This is a genomic window from Gammaproteobacteria bacterium (genome assembly GCA_003696665.1).
GTDB lineage: Bacteria > Pseudomonadota > Gammaproteobacteria > Enterobacterales.
On record RFGJ01000123.1, the window covers coordinates 1 to 1,979 of the forward strand.

At 56.7% G+C, this 1,979-nt stretch carries 3 protein-coding genes; 1 reads left to right on the forward strand and 2 read right to left on the reverse strand.

The genetic code is table 11. The features are described from left to right. Positions 1-297 (reverse strand): hypothetical protein (locus D6694_03880; GenBank protein ID RMH46103.1); only part of this gene is annotated, 297 nt, incomplete at its 3' end. Positions 298-384: 87 nt separating this feature from the next. Between D6694_03880 and D6694_03885 the strand changes: the two genes are divergently transcribed. Next, a complete protein-coding gene (locus tag D6694_03885; protein RMH46104.1) occupies positions 385-1,635 on the forward strand; it encodes a hypothetical protein in 1,251 nt (416 codons plus the stop codon). Between the two features lie 178 nt (positions 1,636-1,813). Here the strand turns inward: D6694_03885 and D6694_03890 are convergent. Further along, a partial coding sequence (locus tag D6694_03890) for a dihydrolipoamide succinyltransferase (GenBank protein RMH46105.1) occupies positions 1,814-1,979 on the reverse strand: 166 nt, incomplete at its 5' end.

Consider the following 1,979-nt stretch of genomic DNA (forward strand, 5'->3'; position numbering starts at 1 on the left):
AACGCCAACTACAACGCCACCTGGGGCACCGGTGATCACGGCAACGGCGTGATCACCATGAACGGTCCGAGCCCGAGCACCGGCGCCGGCTACAACCAGGCCAACTGGGGCTGCGACAACGCCTGCCACGGCGGCGCCGCCAGCAACCACAAGCTGGCCGATTCCAAGTGGAACGTCGGCTTCGGCGACTTCGGCGCCGGCAGCTGCGATGTCTGCCACGGCCCGGGCGGCAGCGGCCCGACCGTGGTCTGGCCGAGCGGTAACTCCGGCTTTACCGGGGAGTCCTACGGCGCGCATCTCAAGGCCTCAACCAGCGACACCTTTAGCGCCAGCACCGACTGGGCGACCCAGTGCAAGAAGTGCCATGGGTTCCATACAGGAGAAATGAGCAATCCGAATCTGATTGCTAACAACAGTACTGTGGGGATCAACTACACCTCCCACGGTGGTATTTATCTTGGTGGTACCGCGACTACTGCGACGACTGAGGCGGAGATATGCTGGGGCTGCCACGATGCCAATGGTGTGAGTGAGTGGGGAACCAATACCGACACCAATGGTGCCGAGCCGAATTATGACTTTGGCACAATTTACAGTGATGCTGCTGCAACAAAGCCGACCTCGAACTGGGTAGGCGCCTATTGGAAGTCGGCCACGCCGATATTCGGATACAAGACGGGGCAGATCCAGTCCACCCATGCAGCGTCGAATAACACCGGAGCGCAATCGGGTGTCGATACTGTTGCGTCTATCCGCTGCAGTTATTGTCACGATGTCCACAACACCTTCGGTCCGGATGGGAAACCCTATCTGCGTGGCACCTGGATGGGCAACCCTTATCCCGAAGACGGTGCCCCCCAGAGCAGTTCCTCTTATACCAGCAGCACCAGCTACCGTTTTGGTGCTGTGCCGCGTGGTAATAGTGGTACCCCGCCTCGGGCTACCGGTGGCTATTACATTGACCAGAACCGAACTACTTCTGGGAGTTATCTAAACCTTACGACCTGGTCACTAGCCAACAACGCTGGTCTCTGTACCTTGTGCCATGGAACCAATGTCGATGATATGAACTATTACGGAACAGCCAGTACGGACTGGGTTGGGACCAATGGTCACAGTAACGCGGTGATCGGCGGGACGGGAAAATATAAGGCCAATATCTTCGATCTGCGGGGTGGGACCCGAGGCAACAGTACAAACCCAGCGATGGCATTCCAGGGGGCTAAAGAGCCAGGAGACAGCGGCAGTTATGGTTTCCGAAATGGTGAAAAGAACTCAGATAACTGGGCGCCGCTCCTTTATGGTGCTCCTGGAGAGTTGAAACGATACAATTATTACAGCTGGGGTGCGACGGTTGATTCAAACACTATCGACACCCAGTATCACAAGTTCCCCTGTTCCAAGTGCCACAATCCGCATGCCTCGCGCTTGCCGCGGTTGATGATTACCAACTGTCTCGACACCAAACACAATACCTGGGATGACAACCAGGGGACCAGGAATTCGAGCCAGTATGGGTCCAATAACCGAAACAGGCATAAGTCAAATCTTACCAGCGCCCAGAACTGCCACCGGGTAGGCGACCCAAGCGAGTCGGGTACCGGGGCGGGTTGGAACAATGTCACTCCTTGGTAAGTAGAAAGGACAGACCATGAAACGCTACAGCAAACCGAAAGTGGTAGGGAGCGGCAGCGTCCATCCCTGCTGAGATGAAATAAGGAAATGAAGAAGGACAGAGGGCCGGGTCTTCCAACCCGGCCCTCGTGTTTGCTGGCCAAATGTAACTGTCGGCGTGCAGGTGTTAGGGGCAGGACTAAAGTCCGAGCGAGGCGGCTTCGACCTGTTCGAGCTGCTCCTTGATGCTTTTGAGAAATCCCACCGCCTGCCTGCCGTCGATGAGCCGATGATCGTAGCTCAGGGCCAGATACATCATCGGGCGGATGACAATGGCATCATCCACGACCACGGCGCGTTTCTGG